Consider the following 17,731-nt stretch of genomic DNA (forward strand, 5'->3'; position numbering starts at 1 on the left):
CGCCCTCCCACCAGGCCTGTCAACCTCAGGCCTGTCAACCTCAGGCGTGTCAACGCCCAGCACGGTGCTGACCAGAATGCAACGAGACCTGCGGGCCGATATCACCCCAGACGGGGCGCGCATCCCTGACGACTCGGTCCGCTTCCACATGTGTCACGGCCCAGATCGTCAGGTGGAGGTGCTCCGCGAAATCCTGTGTGATCTGTTCGACACCGATCCCACTCTGCAGCCACGCGACGTCGTGGTCGTGTGCACCGACCTGACGCGCTACGCGCCTCTGCTGTCGGCCCATCTGGCACCGAGCGATGAACAGGGCCTGCATCCGGGGCATCTGCTGCGCGCCAGGCTGAGCGACAGCCCCGGCGAGTCCAACCAGATCCGGGATCTGCTCGTCACCCTGCTTGAACTGCCCGACCATCGCGCCACTGCCGCAGACCTCGTCGAAATATCAAGCATCCCGGCGGTCGCCGCGCACTTCGACCTCGAGGAGGACGACCTCGCAAGGCTTCCCGAACTGTTCAGCCGGGCGCAGATCCGTTGGGGAATCGACGCGGCGCAGCGCAGGCGTCAGGGCCTGGGCGCTGTCCGCCAAGGTACCTGGATCAGTGGCATCGATCGTCTGCTCGCCGGAATCGTCCTCTCGGACTCGCCGCTGACAAGGATCGACACTGTCGTCCCTGTCGAACATGTCGAAGGCTCCGATGTCTCGCTCATCGGGGCGATCGCCGAACTCGTGTCACGCATCCGTATGCACCTGCTGGCCTGCGGCGAACCAGCCAGCATCGCAACCTGGACCCACCGGCTCGAGTCGATGCTCCGCGACCTCGTCAGCCCTCTTGTTGCCGAGCAGAACTGGCAGCTCAACCAAGTGACCTCCCGGTTGGGCGAACTGGCACAACGATGCCCGCAGAACTCCCCCGTGTTGAGCCGCAATGACATCGCCGCGCTGCTGCGCCTCACGCTACCGGCCAGACACCGTTCCGTGGTCCTCGGTAGCGGAGACCTCGAAATCTGTGCTCTGGGAGAGATGGGTCGCATTCCGCATCGTGTCGTCTGCCTGCTCGGAGTCGACGACCAGCACCTGCCCAGGCCATCCAGGGTCGCCGGCGACGATCTGCTCGCCAGACCGGGGGTGGACTGCACCCGGCCCGACCGCGCTGCACTGGATCGTCAGGGCCTCATCGACGCGCTGATGGGTGCCACCGAACGATTGGTGATCATCGGTTCCGGAGCGGATCCGCTCACCGGGGCGATACTTCCCGAGCCGGTGATCATCTCGGATCTTCTGGAGGCCACTGGTGTTCCCGCGGCGCAGCGACGCTGGCCTGACAGGCCCACCTCCCCACAGATGTACGATGCGGATGCTCTGATCCGCTGGCATCCGCTTCAACCGCACTCTGCAGCAAATTTCAGGCCCGATGCCAGGGGTCGCACGTTCAGCTTCGATGCCCAAGCCCTCAAGGGCGCGCTCCGCCTGGACAAGCCAGTAGAACAGAACCCTCCCAGACCTGTGTGGCGCATCAGCATTCCGGAGCACCTGGGTGGGGGCGGGCCTGCTTCGCTCAGGGATGTGGCCGATTTCTACCAAGCTCCTGCCGCCTCATGGTTCCGCCACACCTTCGGCTTCCTGCCCACCGAGCCGCGTCGCGAACTGCCGGTGGATCTGCCTGTCGAATTGGATGGGCTGGAGAGATTCACCCTGGGCACGTCGATGCTCGGCAGGCTGCTCGATGGTGAACAGCCTGAGCATGTCGTGGACGCCGCCTTGCTCAGTGGGGCCTTGCCGCCAGGCCCACCAGGCATCGCGGAGGCATCCTCGGCATTGCCCCGGCTGATGGCCATGGTCGATGCCCTGAATCGTCTGCGTATTCAACCCACCGAGGCCGACGTGCTGCTGGACGATGACGGCATCGGGGTCATCGGTCGCATCACGAGCTACGCGGGAGCGCTGGTGAGCCACCGCTATGGTCGCATCCGGGCCAAAGATCTCGTCGCGGAGTGGGTCACACTCCTGATTGCACAATCGGCAGGACTGGCCGTGGACCGGGCTGTGCTGGTGGGCCGCGACGAGGTGCACACACTGCTTGCGCCGGCCGGTGACCAAGCCAGCATCATTGCTGGCCAGCTGCTGGGCGTGTATCTGCGTGGCACGCACGTCTTTCTCCCGCTGCCACCCGAGACGGCGCACTGCCAGGCGCAACTGTGGTCGCGGATGGGCTGGTCGAATGCTGAGACGCGCAGCTGGGAAGTCGCCAAGGCCTTTCGCCGGGAGACGCAGTACTCGGTGCTGTGGGCCGAACACCTCGGCCTGGACTGGGACCAGCTTCGGTCCATGGCACCAGAACCGGCGGACCCGGTGAACAACTCATCCTCACGTTTCGTGAATCTGTGCAGCTGGCTCTACCTGCCTCTGGTGAATCACCACCAGAGTGCACCCTTGCACGAATTCCAGTGCGAGACTTCAGTGCTGCAGGGCGGGTGCTGAGCAATGACAGCCCCCAGCCAGTTGCCCTCCTTCGACCCGAACGACGAGCTGGCCGAGGGAACAACGGTGCTCGAAGCGAGCGCGGGTACCGGAAAGACCTTCGCACTCGCGGCAGCCACCGTGCGGTTGATCGCCGAGGGGGTCACCACCATCGACAAGGTGATGCTCGTCACCTTCGCGCGCTCGGCCAGCCTGGAACTGCGCTCGCGGGTGCACGAACGCCTCCAGCTGAGCCGCAGCGCGCTCCAACAGGCCGTCGCGGCCGGCTGCACCGATGACTGCACAGATGCAGCCCATCCGGCGGGCGGTGATGCTTCTCCCCAACGCCCCCGAACATCTGCTGGCGAGTTCGACGAGGTCATCGCCCGCCTGTGTGAAGGGCCGCAGGAATTGCTGAACAGCAGACTCACCCGCCTGGACGATGCGCTCGGCGATTTCGGTCGGGCGACGATAGCGACCACCCATGAGTTCTGCGCACGGCTGCTCGACGAACTCGGCCAACTGGTCGACCACGACGACGACGTCCACTCCGAGCAGCTGATTGCCGATCTCAATCGCCATGCCATTGACGACGCCCTGGTCGCGACGGGCATGACAGGCTCCCCCCTGCTGCCCCATCGAGATGCCTTGCGGATGGGCGAACAAATACTGCAGCACCAGGGCCTGCCGCTGCTTGCCGCGCCGGCCGGAAACGAAGCCGCCCGCACCAGGATGGAATTTGCCAGCCGCATCCGCCGAGACGCTGCCGAACGGGCCCGCCGCCTTCGCGTGCACAGCTTCGACGACATGGTTCAGCGAGTGGTGGCCGCCTTGACCGATCCGAGCACCGGGGAGATGGCTGCCCGCACGCTCGCCGCGCGTTTCGACGTGGTGATGGTGGATGAGTTCCAGGACACAGATCCGGCCCAATGGACAATCCTGCAACGCGCCTTCCACCACAGGACGCGTCTCGTGGTGGTGGGTGACCCCAAACAGGCCATCTACGGTTTCAGAGGGGCAGATGTGCAGGCCTATCTGGACGCCACCACGCAAGCCGACCACCGCTTCACCCTGGCGTGCAACCACCGGTCCGATCCAGGCGTCATCCAGGGCGTGTCCGCCGTTTTCGGAACCGCAGGACTGGGCGCCGGAGGTCAGGAGATCCGGCTCTCCCCGGTGCAGTCCCGCCACACCGCTGCCCGGCTGCGGCCCAGCGGGTCGGAGCGCACGGCTCCTGCCGTCCAGATCCGGGCCATGTGCCCAGAGCGCACATTGCGCGCTGACCAGGCGCGAAAAACCGTCTGTGCCGATCTCGTGCGTACCTTCAGCTCGCTTCTGAACGACGCCGAAATCGAGGACAACCACAAGTGGCGAACGCTGAAACCCGCCGACCTGGCTGTGCTGGTGCGTCGGCGAGCCACCGGACAGGCGATTCTGCGGGCATTGACAGGCGCCGGAATACCCGCAGTTTTCACCGGGGGCGAGGGGATCTTCGCCTCCGTCGCGGCGAAGGATTGGCTTGCCGTGCTCGACGCAGCGCTGGAACCACAGGTGTCGAGACTGCTCCAGTTGTCGACCACTGCCATGGTGGGCTGGTCCCCCGATCGGCTCGCCACCGCGACAGATGTCGACCAGGACGAGTTGATGGGCCTGGTCAAAATGCTTCGTGTCACGCTGCGTACCCAGGGCCCGGCGGGAGCGTTCGAAGTGCTTCGCGTGCGCACCGGCCTGGAGACCAGGCTGCTCGCACAGCCGAACACTGGTCAGCGCACCCTCACCGATCTGCGTCATCTCACCGAGCGGCTCGACGAGGCAGCTCATGATGGCGGGCTCGACCTCACCGGGCTGCGCGAGTGGCTGTACTCGCAGATCGAGGCGGCAGGAGACCATCAGGACGACGAGGCTGTCCGCAGGCTCGAGACGGACCTGCCCGCGGTCTCCATCATGACCGTTCACAAGGCCAAGGGCCTTCAGTTCCCGGTGGTCGCACTCCCCGACATGGCAGATCGTTATGTGTCCACCGACCCCGAGAGCAGACGGCGGCGCACACTCGTGCACGACAATGGCAAGCTGGTCCTCGACATCTTCGGCGATCTGGAACCCAGCCGCGACGCAGCCAAGCTCGCCGAGGAACAGGCCGAAGATCTGCGGCTGCTCTATGTCGCTGCCACCCGTGCGCAGAGCAGGATTCTCGCCTGGTGGACCAACACTCGTTACAACACCGATTGCTCGCCATTGCACCGGCTGGTGAGCGCACGATGTGCCGACGGGGAGGCGCCACCATCACGATGCCCCGGAGGCCGGAATCCCCAGTCCTGGCCGCTGGACCGCAGCTGCGTCGAGGTTGTCTCGGTGCCCCGGCCCGGGCCGGGGCCCCTGGTCGTCCTCGACAGACCGACCAGCGGGCCTCTCGCCGTGCGGCACTTCCACGACCACATCGACCGGCAGTGGGCCCGCACGTCGTACACGGGCCTGACCGCTGGCGCCCACCAGGATGCTCCGGTGCCGGGCGGGGACGACGAGCCCGAATTGGGCGCCGCAGACATGGCTGTTGACCCCGCCGCAGGCCAAATCGTCGATGCGGATGCCGATTCTCTTCGGCCCGGCCTGGCCAGTCTGCCAGGCGGCACCCAATTCGGATCTCTTGTGCATTCGATCCTGGAGCAGGTCGATCCGGCGTCTCCTGGTGTCGAGCAGGAACTGCGCGACTGCGCCGCCACCATGCTCGCACAGTGGCCGGTGGCCGAGCTGGATGCCGACGCCCTCGCCGCCGGATTGCTCACCGTGCTGCGCACACCGCTTGCAGGACTGACCGATGGGCTGTCACTGGCAGATCTCGGGGCCGCCAACAGACTGGCTGAGATGGAGTTCGAGATGCCCTTGGGCAATTCCGGTGCACGACACCACCTCAAAGACCTGGCCAAACTGTGGTCTGATCCTCTGCTGGTGCCACCGGAGGATCCACTGTCCGGGTACGGCGCTGTGCTCGCCGCCACGCCGGGAGCAGACCAGGCGCTTGCCGGATTCCTGACGGGATCCATCGATGTACTGCTGCGGGTGCCGCAGGGCTCACCCCTAGGATCGGACCGGCCGGTCGCCTCGGACCAGTCCCGATTCGTAGTGCTCGACTACAAGACGAATCGGCTTCCCACTGCGGCGGGTGAAACCCTGGCACCCCGCCACTACACGAGCCGGGCGATGGCTCGCGCAATGATCGCGGCCCACTATCCTCTCCAGGCGCTGCTCTACAGCATCGCGACGCATCGATACCTTCGCCAACGGCTGCCTGGGTACCGGCCCGAATTGCACTTGGGTGGAGTCGGCTATCTGTTCGTACGAGGAATGTCCGGTCCCGGTCCTGCACACGGCGCCAGTCAAACGGGCGTGTTCAGCTGGCATCCCCATCCCGAATTCATTGAGGCGGCCTCGCAGCTGCTCGCCGGGGGTGACCCGTCATGACCACCGACGGCCGAGTCGTGTCGGCGCGTGGCCTGGTTGCCGAGTTCACGGATGCTCGCCTGGTGTCGGCGCCAGATGTCCACGCGGCGCTCATGCTCACCAGAACCTGCGGTGAACACGACGAGCGTGTCGGCCTGGCCGCGGCGCTCGCTGTCCGTGCACTGCGGGCAGGATCGGTGTGCCTGCCGCTGGCCCAGGTGAGGACTCTTGCGGCTGCCTTCGCTCACCGTGAGGACGACGCCGGCCTGCCACTGCGCGACATCCTCGATGGTTTGCCGTGGCCCGCTGAATCGGAATGGATCGCCGCACTCGAGGGGTCCGCGCTTGTCGGTGACGAGCGCACTCCCCCGAACACGCGTCCGTTGCGCCTGGTGGACGGGTCCGTCTACCTGGAGCGGTACTGGTGCGACCAAGAGTCGATCACGAAACTGCTGCCATCGCGCTGCGGATCGGCAGCCGATGCCGACGAACGGGTGCTCGCCTCGAGCCTTGACCACTGGTTCGGTGCCGATCCCCGTGAGATCGACCAGCGCAACGCCGTTCGAACGGCAGCACGGGCTCGCACCAGCGTCATCGCAGGCGGCCCGGGTACGGGCAAGACCACCACTGTCGCGCGTCTGGTGCTCACCATCGCAGATCAGTTCTCCGCACGCGGCCGCAATCTCCGGATCGCGCTCGCCGCACCCACCGGCAAGGCTGCGGCGCGGCTCGGCCAGGCCCTTGACATCGCCCCTGTGCATGAGCGGCTGGGCATGGACACCGTGCACGCCGTGACCCTGCACCGTCTCCTGGGTGCCCGCCCCGGACGGGCCCCCCGTTATGGCACCGGGAATCTGCTGCCCTATGACCTGGTGGTGGTGGACGAGATGTCCATGGTCTCGCTCAGCCTGATGGCGCGTCTGCTGGAGGCGCTGCCTGCACACACTCAGCTGATCATGGTCGGCGATCCGGACCAGCTCACGCCTGTGGATGCCGGTGCCGTGCTGGCAGACATCTGTGCCGCCGAACTGCCTGGGCCCGATCCCGGCACCTCAGCGGTGCTGCACCTTCGTCACAATTTCCGCTCCGACCACCAGATCGCCGATCTCGCCGATCTGGTGCGCCGCGGGGATCCCCCGGCAGTGCTGGCGAAGATGCAATCGGTTGCCACCGGATCCACCGCCGGCTCAGTTGTCGGCGACGCACCCCTCCGATTCGTCGACTGCGATCCTGCACTGCTCGATCTGACCGACCTTTCCCGATTGCGCACCCGGATGCTCATCCAGGCTTCCGCGATTCACGCCGCGGCCACACGCGGCGATGCGCAGAAAGCCAGTGAGGTGCTCGACTCGCACCGACTGCTCTGTGCCCATCGAACAGGCCCGTACGGGGTGGCGCGGTGGTCTGCGATGGCCGAACGCGTGCAGCGCGGTGTCAGCGGGCATGCGCAGGACTGGGACTGGTTCGTCGGCTGCCCGCTGCTTGCGACCACGAACATCGCCGAAATCGGACTGAGCAATGGTGACACCGGGGTGGTCCTGCAGACCCCTGACGGGCTGCGCGCTGCGATGAGCAGTGGCAGGAGCTATCCGCGGTTCTTGCTCGACCAAGTGGAGACCATGTTCGCGATGACGGTGCACAAGTCTCAGGGCAGCCAGTTCGACTCGCTCACGCTGATCCTGCCCGGTCCTGATTCGCCGCTGCTCACCCGCGAGCTGCTGTACACCGCCATCACCAGAGCACGTCACAGCGTCGAAATCATCGGGCCCAAAGAATCCTTGGAGAGAGCCGTGGTCACTCCCGCACGGCGGGCCAGTGGTCTCACCGAGCGACTGAGATCTCAGCTCACCCGCTGATCGGCTCGGGCAGCCGGCCGTCCAGCCACAAGGAGATGATGTGGTGACCCACCGATGAGCCCGCCGGAAGCTCCAGCTGCCCACCGGCCACACGTCTACGCACCTCATCGCGGGTGTACCAGTGGCCCCAGGCGAGTTCATCGCCGTCCACCTGGCCCGCGTCGTTGCTGGTCGCGACATAGCTGAACATCAGCGAGCGGGGCATCGGCCAGGGCTGGGAACCGAGATAGTGCAGCCCGGTCAGCCGCAGCGAGGCCTCCTCCTGGATCTCTCGGTGCACAGCCTGTTCTGCACTCTCACCGGCTTCGATGAAGCCAGCGAGGATGGACACCCGATGAGCCGGCCAGGTTGCCTGGTGGGCCAGGAAGAGCCGGTTGTCGGGGTCCCGTACGCCGCAGATGACAGCAGGATCTGTGCGCGGGAAGGTCTCTCTGCCGCAATTCGTGCACACCGCGGAATAGCCGCCCCTGGTGCGGGTCAGCTGTCCGCCGCAGACGACGCAATACTGGTTGTTCCGGTACCAGTTCAGTACCGCGATGGCGGCCACCGCGACCTGCCGCTGGCCGGGATCCAGGGAACTTTCACGTACCGTGCAGGCGCGCTCCCCCGTGCCGCGACGGGCGAACCAGGCCACACCCCGCAGCAGACCGAGAAAGACCGTTGCCTCTGCCGGATATGGCTCGGCGTCGGCCGGGATCGGCTGGCCGAAGGGTTCGGGGTCGAAGCGCCCCTGCTGGTCGATCACGAGCAGCCGGCTGCCCGGGGTGCACCACAGCTTCGCGAGCACCTCAGGGGCGCCCCGCATCACTCCGGCGTGGTCGAGCAAGGCTGGTTCCTCCCAGCCGTTCAGCTGCCAGGTGAGGTCTCGGGGCGAAGTGGGCATGGCCCAACGCTAGCCGGTGGCCTGTTGACCTCGCCGCGAGCAGTTCTCGGATGCCGATGCTTCCCCGCAAGATCATGTTTGTGCAGTGTCATCAGAGTTGATATCGGACTGGTGTGTGATATCCGTTCCCAAGTGGTCGCGGAACTGATGCGTGGTTGAGGAAGGCTCAGAATTCGTGCCGGCGAGGCCGGACAGGCCTGCCGTGACGCGGACCAGCGCGTCTTCGCCCGGCAGCAGTTCGGGACGTTCCACCGCACCACTCATCACGTGGCAGAACACCGCATCCACTCGCTCGGGGGGCACTGAGTTGATCTCTGCCCACGCCTGCCGGTACAAGGCAAGCTGCAGCGGGTCCGCTGCGGAGTCGTATGTCTTCCAGTCCACCACCTGGTAGTCGAAACCGTCGGTGCCGTCGAGCCGGTAGACGGCATCGATGCGTCCCCGGATTTGGCGGCCTCCCAGCACCAGCACGAAGGGCACCTCGACGGCGATGGGCTGACGATCGGCGTAAGGGCCCTGGTCGAAGCGCTTCTTCAGTTTCGCCAACCGCACTTCGGCCTCCGCGTCGTGGGCGGTGCCCTCGATTTCAGTGGCCAGCGGGTCATCATCGAGCCGGTCCTGGGTGAGAGTGCTCCTCTGGGTGGCGAAGCGGAGTTCCAGCCATTCGTGGAATCGGGTTCCCACGCCTGCCCCGACGCTGGCGCGTCGGGGCATCGGACGGGCCAGCGTCTCCAGGAATGCCCGGGGGTTGCGCTGGGATTCCACCACTGCACTCGCCGACAGCGAGCCCGGCAATGCAGGACTGCCGTGGCGACGTTGGACACGTTCCAGTTGGGACAGCCGCCGTGCCTCCGTCGCCCAGTGCCTCACCATTGATTCCTCATCTGCGGTCAATTCGAAGCGATGGGCTTCCAGCGAGGATGCTGACTCCGTGACCGTCGATGCCTCACCACTGACCTGTGCGGCCCTCACCGCATCCGCAGCAGAACTGAGCAGTTCCTGGTGCTCTGCATCGTCCGGCTGTGGCCAGATGACGCCGGCGGGTATCTCACCGAGTGGATTCGAGTCGGCCGGTGGTCCGGGTTCGTGGCGCACATTCCCCATCTCGGCCGCGTACTCGGCGAGCCGTCGGTAGTAGTCGCTCTGCTTCACCGGTTTCTTCAGACCGGCCGTCCAGACATGGGAGGTGGCCACCAGCACAGACTTGGCGCGGGTAGCGGCCACATAGGCAAGCCTGTCCTCGGCGAATCTGGCGGCCTGGCGCAGCTGGGTGGCGTAGTCGGCGATGCCGGAATTGGACACTTCACGTAGTTGGGGAATACTCCCCGCGTCACCGCGCAGCGGGGCCGGGAGCAGCTGGGGGCCGGTCAACCAGTTGTCCCCACGATTGGGCGCGGGAAATGTGCCCTCGACAAGGCCGGGAAGGTAGACAGTGTTCCATTCGAGGCCCTTGGCGCGATGCACGGTGAGCAATTTCACCGAATCCGAGGCCACATTCATGGCCTGCTCCATGTCGTCATCCAGCTCGGACTCCGCAGCCAGATAGGCCAGAAAACCGTCCAGCCGGGCCGTGCCGTCCAGATCGGTGAACTCCTCCACGAGGTCGAGAAAGCGGGAAACCTGCCGGCGGCGATCCTGGGCGACCATTCGCGCGTCGGCCTGCAACTCCGCCGATACCCCCAGCGAGGCGACTACCGCCGAGACGAGCTCGCGAAGCGGCCGGCCGGACAGCCGGTGGAGCCGGGCGAGCCTGTTGCGGCAACGACGTAGCCTTCGAGTGCCCTCGGCTGACAGTCCCGGAACTGAGCCAGTCAGCACATCCATGAGGCACACCGAGGATCTCGACAGCTGCTCCCCGAGTTCCTCCAGCGATGCTGCCGGCGTCGACTTCGGGGATTGCTCGGACGGCTCCGCGGATGCGTCCATTGCCGCGGGGGGCCGGAATCGCCGAGGCCCGGTGGCAGCCTTCTTCGCGGCATCGCCGAGCGCCTCGAGATCATCCAGGCCGAGGTTCCATCGCCGTGATCGCAGGAGCTGGACGAGTGCGCTGTTGTCCGTGTCATCGTCCAGCAAGCGCAGTACGGACACGATTTCGCGAATCGGTTCAAGCCGCAGCAGGCCACCGAGGCCGACGATCTCCACAGGGATCTCGCGGTCCACCAGGCGCTCGTGGAGCTGCGGCAGAGTCGCATTGCGCCGTGCAAGCACGGCAATCTGCCCCCAACCGCCGTCGCCCCCGCGGGCCAGGATGTCATCGGCGATCCAGTCCAGTTCCTGTCCGTCGGTGTCGAAACCGGCAGCCACGATCTCAGCCGATTTCGACAGATCCGCCGCTTTCAGGGCGACCTGTCCGGCTTGGCCGCCGGGCATGGCCGGATCGTCCACCAGGTCTGCGGCCAAGGTATTGGCGGCGTCCAGTATGGCCGTCCCACTTCGCCGGTTGAGGGTGAGCGAGAATGCCGGAGCAGCACTTCCGTCGGCAGCGGGGAACAGATGTGGGAACTCGGCCATATTGGCCGCCGAGGCACCACGCCAGCCGTAGATGCCCTGATAGGGGTCGCCGACGGCAGTGACTGCATGGCCGCGCCCCGCTTCTGGTGCTGAGCCGGAGAACAGGCCGGACAGCATCAGTGCCTGCGCCGTCGAGGTGTCCTGGTATTCGTCGAGCAGCACCACCTTGTATTGCTCTCGTAGCATGGCGCAGACCTGTGGAACGTCGCTGGCGATCTGTGCTGCCAGCGCCATCTGGTCGGCGAACTCGACGGCGCCGATCTTGTCCTTGGCTCTCCGATACTCCTCGACGAGTCCCAACAGTTCGATGCGTGCTCTGGCCTGGTCGCGTGCTGCAACTATCTTGGCATAGGGCTTTCCCTGCTTGGTGGGCTCGGCTGCATCCAGTTCAACGATGTGGGCCGCAGTGAATTCTTCGAGCTGATCGATGCTGACCAGGTGCTGGGCGAGGTTGGAGTCCAGATCGAGCAACCGTCTCACGAGCGTGGCAGGTGACAATCCGGACAGCACGTCCCAGGCGCCTCGCGCCCTCGCCACCACCTGGGAGGCGAGCCGGAAGCGGGAGGCTTCATTGAGGATGCGTCCGGGTGGATCCACACCGATTCTCGGTGCATGGTCGTTGACCAGGCGCGCCGCGAAGGCGTCATAGGTGAGCACATCCTGCCAATCCTCATCCGACGACGAGTAGACCTCCGCTCCCTCGGGAATCTTCGCGAGAGCCTGAGCGATGCGCTGGGAGAGTTCCGCGGCAGCCTTTCTGGTGAAGGTGAGCCCGAGCACCTGGGCAGGAGTCACGGCCCTTGACGCGACCAACCACACGACGCGCGCCGCCATGACTGTTGTTTTGCCGGTACCGGCACCGGCGATGATGACCCCGGGGGCCATGGGAGCGGTGATCGCGGCGATCTGCTCTTCGGAAAAGGGCACGCCGAGCAACTCGCGGAGCTGTTCAGCCGTGCAGATCCGTTGCCCGGACGTGGCGCCATTCGCGGTCATGACTGGTCTCCCAGGCCAGCCCAGGCGGGGCAGTCCGAGCGGTGCGGGCAGTAGCTGCAGCCACGGTTCCTGAGTGCCGGGTACTGCCCGGTACGGATGCACCCCACGGCTTCGCGTGCCAGGTCGTGCAACCAGGTCGGGCCGCCGGCACTGCTGTCGGAAGGCCCATCGGGCAGATGGGGATGGGCCTCCAGGTTCGGCTGGGGGATGACCTTCGGCATGTTGGGCTGCTTGGCCGACGCCGGGACCCTCAGATACACCAGTTCAGCACCTGCCACCTCGGGCGAGGAACCGGTCAACTGCTCGCAGGCACCGCCTGCCACAGCCAGTTGGTAGCAGGCCAGCTGTACATTCAGCGCTGCATCATGGGCGGTGGACGCCCGGTTTCCCGTCTTGAAATCGACGATGTGGAGTCTCCCACTGCCGGATTCGCGTTCAAGACGATCTATGGTGCCGATCAGCTCCACTGCATCCTCGCCAAGGTTGAGCTGGTACCGAATCCTGATTTCGGCCCCCAGCACCTGCCTGTGACTCTCACCAAGACTCCATGCGATCAGCCTGTCCACCATGTCGTGACAGGCCTTCTTCTGCTGGTCGGCCACCCACGCCGCATCGAATCGCAACTGCGGCCAGAAGTCATCCACGCAGTCGTGCATCGCCTCGGGTGACAGACCTTCACTCACCTGCTTCTCGGCCAGCAGGTGCACCAGCGAACCGATGCCGGCCGCCGGGCCGGCCGGCGCTGCTCCCGCCGCCCGCGCATCGAGGAACCATGCCCGTGGACAGCGTGAAATCCGTTCCAACCCTGTGACGGGCAAACTGATCGGTGCCCCACCGGATCCGTCGCAGGCCTTGGGACTGCGAGCAAGCACCGAGGCACCGGACGGCTGAACTCCCCGGGAAGCGATTCCCCACCACTGGTCCGGGTCGGCGGCTGGCACCAGCGGTTGGCCCCTGTCATCACGCTGCGCGGCGAGAACGGCCAGTTGGGCCACCGCAGCCTCACGCAAGCTGCTGGAGGCCTGCACATCGACGGTGACCCGCCGCAGTTCCCCGACGAGGCTGTCGAGAGTGCGGGGACCGGCGCCCGACACGCTGACCGGAGACAGCTCGGCACTCATTTCGGTGACGAATCGTGACACCTGCTGTTGTTCCTCTCCGGTGCCGCACACAGCGTGAATGCTGAGTTCCTCGCAGGCCCGGCTGGCTGCGAGTGCGAACAATCTACGCTCCTGTTGCACCCAGGAAGCTGCCGTGGAGGAAGGCCCCATACCCGTCGGGCCGTCCAGATCGTCTCCGATCATCGAGGCGCCGATGAGCCCCTCACTACGGCGAGGGCCCGGCCAGGAGCCCTCGGTGGCGTCGACAATGACCACCTTGCGCCACTCCTGACCGCGGGCACGATGAGCGGTGAGCACGCGCACGCCGCGGCCGTGTGGATCGGACTCGCGTGCCACATCGCCAGGGATCTCCTGGCCCTCCACCAACGCGATGAGCGTGCGCGCACCACGCTGACCGGTGAGCTCGACATGACGGGAGGCCAGGTCGAACAAGGCGCAGATCGCATCAAGATCCTTACCTGCCGCCGTGGCAGCAGTTCCGCTGGACAGCGCATCGGTGCGCAGCCGATCCGGCCACCCGGTGCTGTGCCACAACTGCCACAAGACGTCGTATCCAGCGCGCCCCCGTTCAATGTCTCGCGCAGTCGCGCCGAGCAGGAAACCCAACTGCTGCACGGCACCGAGTTCCACGTCTTGCACATCAGGCGGTGAACCGCTGGGCCTTTGCTGTGTCGTGACCGTTGCCGGGTGCGGTGGCACCTCAACGGCCTGCGCAACTGCCGACGGTGAAGTGGCATGCCGAGAATGTGAGGGCGCGGCGGCCTCAATCGCCTCACTCAGAGCGCGTACGACCAGTTGCTCGCCAGTTGCAACGCTCACTCCAGGTTGGGCTACCCACAGTCGCTGCCCGAGTCGGCGCAACGCAGCTGGGTCCAGACCGCACAGCGGGGATGCCAGCAGTGACACAAGAACTTCGGGATCTGGAGATTGGTGATCTGCCAGTGCAAGGCACACGCCGAGGGCCTCGATGAGCACCGCGACACAGGCCTGCTCGGCCAGTGCGATCTCGTCACCGGCGACCTCGACGGGCACATCCATATTGGACAACGAAGCGCCCAGCGCAGCGAGCCGACCCTTGCCCGAGCGACAGATGACGGCCTGTTCGGACCAGTCGAAGCCTCTGAGCCGTGCTTCCCGCAGTTCACTCGCCACGGCCTCGGCCTGATCCGTCGCGCTGTCGTGCTGATGCCAGCGGACGCGCACAGGCTCGTCGTCCGGTGAGAGTGCCTCCGGTGGCATCGGCAGTGTCGAGCCTGCCAGCGGCAGCCGGGCCAGCAGTCTGCGCACCCCTATGACAATGCCGGGCGCACTGCGCAGCTGACTGGAAAAACCCACCCGCACCGGTACGGGCAACCCGGCAGCTGCAAATCGTGACTCGAAATCAGCGGCGGCCCTCGGATCCGCGCCGCGGAAACCGAAGACCGAGGTCTGCGGATCTGCCATGACCGCCACAGGAATTCCGAGCCGGTGCACCTGCGCGAGAAGTCCGATCTGGGCAGGATCGCATTCGGCGAATTCGTCGCAGAACAGTCCTGACACATCTCGCGCCAGTGCAGATGCCACCGACTCGTCGAGCACGAGCAGGCGGGTTCTGTGCACCAGTTCGGCGTAGTCCCAGGCGTGTTCCGCATCGAGAACGTCGAGATATTGCTCGAAGAACTGGGCCACACCCAGCCACTCAGGCCGGCCTGTCTGGCGGGCGGCGAGCTCGACATCGTCTGGGTCCATGCCGTGCTGACGGGCTCTGGCCAGTCCTGTACGAATCTGCTGGGCAAACGCGGCGGTACCCACGGCAGCCCTCAATGACTGGGGCCACGGCCGTCGTCCTGCAGCATCGAGAAGCTCTCTCACCTGCAGATCCTGTTCAGGTCCGGTAAGCAATCGAGGCAGTTCACCGAACGCGTCCCGAAGGCCATATCGCGACTGCAGGGCCAGACACCAGCCGGGCACCGTGGTGATGACAGGGGCCAGCTGACTGCGCCCCAACCTGGAGATCACCGCATGACGCAGCCGCTGCGCCTCCGGGCGGGACCAGGTGAGCACGACCAGACGGTCCAGCCCCACCCCGCCTTCGACTCGGGCCACCACTGCCTCGATCAAGGCGGTGGTCTTGCCCGTACCGGGGCCACCCACGCCCATCACGGCTGCACCGGGCACGGCCGCAGCATCGAGGAAGGCCCGCTGCTGCACGGACAACTGCACTGACATGGTCACCATGCAAGCATCCGGCACTGACAATTCTGAGCTGCCTTCCCGTGGCAATTCCGGCCGTCGGCCGCATACGCGCAATTCGACGGCCAATCTGAAGGTCTATGGCCAATCAGACTGCCCACCAATCAGCGCGCATTGACGGAGTTCGACGTCTCTGCAGCCAGCAAATCTCACTGATCCTTTCCAATGTCGGCACGTTATGAAAAGCTAAAGGCACTGTTCTTGCAGGGCACGTATTCAGTGGTAAGAGTCTGGGGCGGGTCGTGGCACGGTTGGCACCTTCGGGCGCGCTGACATGAGCAGCGGGTCGTGAGGTGCGATCCGGCAGTGAGTAGGTAAGAGGGAGTTCACATGGCCACCGGAACCGTTAAGTGGTTCAACGCGGAGAAGGGTTACGGTTTCATCGCCGTCGACGGATCGAGTGACGACGTTTTTGTTCACTATTCCGCGATCGACGCCACGGGTTTCCGTTCCTTGGACGAGGGGCAGAAGGTTGAGTTCGACGTTGCACAGGGCCCGAAGGGCCAGCAGGCAGAACACGTCAAGCTGATCGGCTGACCAACCAGCTGAAAGTCGTGAGGGGCCCCATCGCGTGGTGGGGCCCCTCACGATGTCAACCCGCCCGGCAATCTGCCCCGGAAATCTGCCGGTAGTCCCTCCCGATGATTGGCATCCAGGCCTCACCACTCTGCGACTCGCAGCTGCGTACAGCAACGCTGTGAGTGCTGCCGCAGCAGCCTTGGTCGCGTGAGCGCTTGTTCGCTGCGTCGGGAATTCTCTCCCGTGTCCGGACCAACTCGTGCCCGGATCTACTCGCACGTAGCGCTATTCGCGACGTTTCCAAGCGACTTCATCCTGGATCAAGTTCGTTCTGAGACTGGGGTGAGACATATCCTTTCCATGACGGGGCTTCGTGGCGGGCTTGATAGCACCAACCGGGCAACCAAGGAACACAGATGACCAGCCAACAGCCTGGCGACAACCCAGGCACCATCGACCGTGACGATGTGCGCCGCGGCCCGACATCGTGGGCGGGCGGTGCGACCCATGTCGGGTCGAAATCGTCGCCCAATCAGGATGCCCTCGCAATCGCCGCAACATCCTCGAGCACTCATCGCAGTGCCATCGTCGCCGTCTCCGACGGCGTGTCGACTTCCCCGCATTCTGACGTCGCGAGTCAGCTCGCCGTTGATCGTGCCACCGACACACTCATCAGCATGTTGACCGACCACGACCACCACGATCAGCCCGGCGATCTTGCCGAGGCAATGCGCCGTGCCGTCCTCGTGGCGAATGAGTCGATCGTCGAAGCAGCTGGTGATGACACCGACGGTTATGCATGCACGCTCGTTCTTGCCCTTGTCCACAAGGATTTGGTGGTCGTGGCAAATATGGGCGATTCGCGCGCCTACTGGTTCGGCGATGACGGAACGAATCTGATGCTGACCACCGACGATTCCATGGCGCAGCTCAGCATCGAGCTGGGCGTCACACGAGACGTCGCCGAAGCCAGCAGCCAGGCCCATGCGATCACCAAGTGGCTGGGCCCCAACGCACCGGATCTTCAACCCCAGCTGGGTGGTTTCCGGGTTGCCGGCCCCGGATGGCTGCTGGTGTGCAGCGATGGACTGTGGAACTACGCATCCTCTCCTGAGGACCTGCGAGCGATCTGGGACGAACTCCCCCAGCCCGGTGAACTCACCGCCGAAGCGATGGCGAGCGAACTCATCGACTGGGCAAATGGCCGGGGCGGGCACGACAACATCACTGTGGGCCTGGTCAGGGCCGAACCGGCTGCGGTCGCCGCGCCTGCCGAGAAGGCGGGCTGAGATCCAGGGGATCAATGCCCTCGGTTGAACCCAGACATGCTGGAGCACCGATTTTCTTGGGTAGGTTGGTCTCGTGGACATCAAGATTGGTATCGAGAACATCAACCGCGAGCTGGCAGTGGAGACCGACCAGAAGCGCGAGGAACTCAAGACCGCCCTCGACAAGGCTTTTTCGGAGGACGAAGGCGTGCTCACCCTCACCGACACCAAGGGCGGCGAACTGATCATTCCGGTCGCCAGGATCGCCTACATCCAGGTGGGTCAGGAACACTCCCGCAAGGTCGGTTTCGGGTCGCTGTGAACTGGCGGGGGCCCCCCCCCCCCCGGGGGGCCCCCCCCGGTTGGGGCGGCACCCGCCCCCGCCCCCCCCGGGCCCCCCGCGGGGCGGGCCCGGGGCGGTTTAAACAAATACCCGGGCGCCC

At 65.5% G+C, this 17,731-nt stretch carries 9 protein-coding genes; 6 read left to right on the forward strand and 3 right to left on the reverse strand.

The genetic code is table 11. The features are described from left to right. Window positions 1-46 precede the first annotated feature (46 nt). The 3 genes from ABF648_RS01110 to recD are packed head-to-tail and all read left to right on the forward strand — an operon-like array spanning window position 47 to window position 7,758. Window positions 47-2,485, forward strand: a complete 2,439-nt coding sequence (locus ABF648_RS01110; protein WP_415630447.1) for a hypothetical protein — start codon at window positions 47-49, stop codon at window positions 2,483-2,485. 3 nt (window positions 2,486-2,488) lie between these two features. Further along, on the forward strand, window positions 2,489-5,923 hold the full coding sequence (locus ABF648_RS01115; RefSeq protein ID WP_415630448.1) for a UvrD-helicase domain-containing protein: 3,435 nt from the start codon (window positions 2,489-2,491) through the stop codon (window positions 5,921-5,923). Further along, complete coding sequence (gene recD, locus ABF648_RS01120; RefSeq protein WP_415630449.1) at window positions 5,920-7,758, forward strand: exodeoxyribonuclease V subunit alpha; 1,839 nt, start codon at window positions 5,920-5,922, stop codon at window positions 7,756-7,758. Before ABF648_RS01115 ends, recD begins: the two co-directional genes overlap by 4 nt. Here recD and nudC read toward each other — a convergent pair. The 3 genes from nudC to ABF648_RS01135 form a co-directional block, all read right to left on the reverse strand. Next, the gene (gene nudC, locus ABF648_RS01125; RefSeq protein ID WP_415630450.1) at window positions 7,748-8,641 is read right to left on the reverse strand and encodes an NAD(+) diphosphatase; all 894 of its coding nucleotides are present in this window, start codon (window positions 8,639-8,641) and stop codon (window positions 7,748-7,750) included. The genes recD and nudC overlap by 11 nt on opposite strands. A gap of 72 nt (window positions 8,642-8,713) precedes the next feature. Further along, window positions 8,714-12,148 (reverse strand): ATP-dependent DNA helicase, encoded by a 3,435-nt coding sequence (locus ABF648_RS01130; protein ID WP_415630451.1) that lies wholly within the window; start codon window positions 12,146-12,148, stop codon window positions 8,714-8,716. Further along, a complete protein-coding gene (locus tag ABF648_RS01135) occupies window positions 12,145-15,477 on the reverse strand; it encodes a PD-(D/E)XK nuclease family protein (RefSeq protein WP_415630452.1) in 3,333 nt (1,110 codons plus the stop codon). Before ABF648_RS01135 ends, ABF648_RS01130 begins: the two co-directional genes overlap by 4 nt. Before the next feature lie 354 nt (window positions 15,478-15,831). On the opposite strand from ABF648_RS01135, the gene ABF648_RS01140 reads away from it, so the two are divergent. The 3 genes from ABF648_RS01140 to ABF648_RS01150 all read left to right on the forward strand — a co-directional run bounded on the left by ABF648_RS01140 (window position 15,832) and on the right by ABF648_RS01150 (window position 17,610). Next, entirely contained in the window at window positions 15,832-16,038 is a 207-nt protein-coding gene (locus tag ABF648_RS01140; protein WP_415630453.1) for a cold-shock protein, read from the forward strand. Between the two features lie 398 nt (window positions 16,039-16,436). After that, window positions 16,437-17,309: a PP2C family protein-serine/threonine phosphatase gene (locus ABF648_RS01145; RefSeq protein WP_415630454.1), complete on the forward strand. Its 873-nt coding sequence runs from the start codon at window positions 16,437-16,439 to the stop codon at window positions 17,307-17,309. A gap of 73 nt (window positions 17,310-17,382) precedes the next feature. Further along, window positions 17,383-17,610: a DUF3107 domain-containing protein gene (locus ABF648_RS01150; RefSeq protein WP_415630455.1), complete on the forward strand. Its 228-nt coding sequence runs from the start codon at window positions 17,383-17,385 to the stop codon at window positions 17,608-17,610. The last annotated feature ends 121 nt before the right edge of the window (window positions 17,611-17,731 follow it).

This window comes from Propionibacterium sp., from assembly GCF_047719395.1.
Taxonomy (GTDB): Bacteria; Actinomycetota; Actinomycetes; order Propionibacteriales; family Propionibacteriaceae; genus Propionibacterium.

Coding starts and splice junctions, on each gene's coding strand:
- ABF648_RS01140 (WP_415630453.1), top strand. CDS start 15,832: ATGGCCACCGGAACCGTTAAGTGGTTCAACGCGGAGAAGGGTTACGGT.
- ABF648_RS01115 (WP_415630448.1), top strand. CDS start 2,489: ATGACAGCCCCCAGCCAGTTGCCCTCCTTCGACCCGAACGACGAGCTG.
- ABF648_RS01130 (WP_415630451.1), bottom strand. CDS start 12,148: ATGACCGCGAATGGCGCCACGTCCGGGCAACGGATCTGCACGGCTGAA.
- recD (WP_415630449.1), top strand. CDS start 5,920: ATGACCACCGACGGCCGAGTCGTGTCGGCGCGTGGCCTGGTTGCCGAG.
- ABF648_RS01135 (WP_415630452.1), bottom strand. CDS start 15,477: ATGTCAGTGCAGTTGTCCGTGCAGCAGCGGGCCTTCCTCGATGCTGCG.
- nudC (WP_415630450.1), bottom strand. CDS start 8,641: ATGCCCACTTCGCCCCGAGACCTCACCTGGCAGCTGAACGGCTGGGAG.
- ABF648_RS01145 (WP_415630454.1), top strand. CDS start 16,437: ATGACCAGCCAACAGCCTGGCGACAACCCAGGCACCATCGACCGTGAC.